Annotated in this window: 2 protein-coding genes; one reads left to right on the top strand and one right to left on the bottom strand. The window is 76.0% G+C overall.

Going from position 1 to position 2,513, the window contains the following annotated elements:
• Window positions 1-1,666, top strand: a 1,666-nt coding sequence (locus AB0J52_RS36010) for a S9 family peptidase (RefSeq protein ID WP_500187390.1), incomplete at its 5' end; no start/stop codon positions are given.
• Between the two features lie 63 nt (window positions 1,667-1,729).
• On the opposite strand, the gene AB0J52_RS36005 is transcribed toward AB0J52_RS36010, so the two are convergent.
• Window positions 1,730-2,513, bottom strand: a 784-nt coding sequence (locus AB0J52_RS36005; RefSeq protein ID WP_500187389.1) for an ATP-binding cassette domain-containing protein, incomplete at its 5' end; no start/stop codon positions are given.

Below are 2,513 nucleotides of genomic sequence, written 5' to 3'. Positions count from 1 at the left end.
CGCGCGGGTGATCGGCGCCGACGGCTCCGACGACCGCGCGCTGATCACCCCGGAGAGCGAGCAGATCTCCTACGGCCTGGCGGAGTTCATCGCCGCCGAGGAGATGCAGCGCATGCGCGGCCACTGGTGGTCGCCCGACGGCTCCACCGTGCTGACCGCCCGGGTGGACGAGACGCCCGTCCAGCGCTGGACGATCGCCGACCCCGCCAACCCGGAGAGCCCGGCCACCGAGATCGCCTACCCGGCCGCCGGGACGCCCAACGCGATCGTCTCGCTCGTCCTGCTGCGGGTCGACGGCGGCCGCGACGCCTCGGTCTCCTGGGACCGCGGCCAGTACCCCTACCTCACCACCGCCGGCTGGGACGCGCGCGGCCCGCTGATCGTGGTGCAGACCCGCGACCAGCGCGCCCAGCGGGTGCTCGCCGTGGACCCGCTGAACGGCGAGACCACGCTGCTGCACACCGGCCACGACCCGGTGTGGACCGAGATCGTCCCCGGCGTCCCGGCCCGCACGGCCGCCGGCGACCTGGTCTGGACGGTCGAGGACCACCAGGCCAGCGACCCCGCCGCCGGGTCCGCCGACCTGGCCGGCACCCGCCGCCTCACCATCGGCGGCGAGCCGGTGACCCCGCCCGGCCTCCAGGTCCGCTCGGTGCTCGGGGTCGAGGGCGGCGCGGTGCTGTTCACCGCGTCCACCGAGCCCACCGAGGTGCACGTGCACCGGTACGCCGACGGCGAGGTGACGCGGCTCACCTCAGGCCAGGGCGTCCACTCCGCGGTCGCGGCCGGCGAGCTGACCGTCGTCACCGGCTCCCGGCTGGACGTGCTCGGCACCGTCACCGAGGTGCGCGGCCCGCACGGCACGTTCCCGATCGAGTCCCGCGCCGAGACCCCGGTGATCACGCCCCGGGTCGAGCTGCTGCGCGCCGGGGAGCGCGAGATCCGCACGGCCGTGCTGCTGCCCACCGGCTGGACGCCGGACCAGGGCCGCCTGCCCGTCCTCATGGACCCCTACGGCGGGCCGCACGCGCAGCGGGTCATGGCCGTCCAGCGCGCCTACTGCGAGCCGCAGTGGCTCGCCGACCAGGGCTTCGCCGTGGTGATCGCGGACGGCCGGGGCACCCCCGGCCGCGGCGTCGCGTGGGAGCGCGCGGTCCGCGGCGACTTCGTCACACCCGTCCTGGAGGACCAGATCGCCGCGCTGGAGGAGGCCGCCCGCCGCCACCCCGCCGCGCTCGACCTCGACCGGGTCGCCGTCCGCGGCTGGTCGTTCGGCGGCTGGCTCGCCGCGCTCAGCGTCCTCGCCCGGCCGGACGTCTTCCACGCCGCCGTCGCGGGCGCCCCGGTCACCGACTGGACGCTGTACGACACCCACTACACCGAGCGCTACCTGGGCCTGCCCGAGGAGGAGCCGGAGGCCTACGCCGCCAACTCCCTCATCGAGATGGCCGACAAGCTCACCCGGCCGCTGCTGCTCATCCACGGCCTGGCGGACGACAACGTGGTGGCCGCGCACACCCTGCGCCTCTCCTCGGCGCTGCTGGCCGCCGGACGCCCGCACACCGTCCTGCCCCTCTCCGGGGTCACCCACATGACCCCGCAGGAGGTCGTCGCGGAGAACCTGCTCCACCTCCAGGTCGACTGGCTCAAGAAGTCCATGGCCTGACGGGCGGAAGCCGTGTGCCCGGGGCCACGACGGCCCCGGGCACACGGCTTCTTCCGTTGAGGGCTACCAGTCGTCGGAGGACGGCGGCGGAGGCCCGTCCTCACGACGCGGGGCCCCGGACGGACCGGAACGGCCCGCGAGGCTCGCCTCCGAACCCGGGCCCGAGCTCTGCCAGGACGCCCAGAGCGCGGCGTACGAGCCCCCTGCCTCCAGGAGCTCGTCATGCGTGCCGAGCTCGGTGATGCGGCCGTCCTCGACGACGGCCACGCGGTCGGCGTCGTGGGCGGTGTGCAGGCGGTGCGCGATCGCCACGACCGTCCGGCCGTCCAGGACGGCGGCCAGCGAGCGTTCCAGGCGGCGCGCGGCCCGCGGGTCGAGGAGCGACGTCGCCTCGTCCAGGACGAGCGTGTGCGGGTCGGCGAGGATCAGCCGGGCCAGCGCGAGCTGCTGCGCCTGGGCCGGGGACAGCTCCTCGCCCGCCGCGCCGACCTGCGCGGACAGGTCGGGACCGTCCCAGTCCACCGCCTCCAGGGCGGCGCGGATCCGGTCGTCGGAGGCGTCCGGGTCCGCCATCACCAGGTTGTCGCGCAGGGTGCCGCGGAAGACGTGGTGCTCCTGGGTGACAAGGGCGACGTGGCCGCGCAGATCGTCCAGCGGGAGCTCCACCAGCGGGACGGGACCGGCGTCGCCGACCTCGACCGCGCCGGCGCGCGGGGCGTCGATCCCGGCGACCAGGCGGCCCAGGGTGGACTTGCCCGCGCCGGACGGCCCGACCATCGCCAGCCGCTCGCCCGGCCGCAGCGCCAGGTCCACGCCGTGCAGCACGTCGTGGCCGGGCCGGTAGGCG

The organism is Spirillospora sp. NPDC049652, from assembly GCF_040675125.1.
In the GTDB taxonomy this organism is placed as follows: Bacteria; Actinomycetota; Actinomycetes; order Streptosporangiales; family Streptosporangiaceae; genus Spirillospora.
Note: the sequence above shows the minus strand (reverse complement) of the source record. Positions and strands in the feature narration are given on the sequence as shown.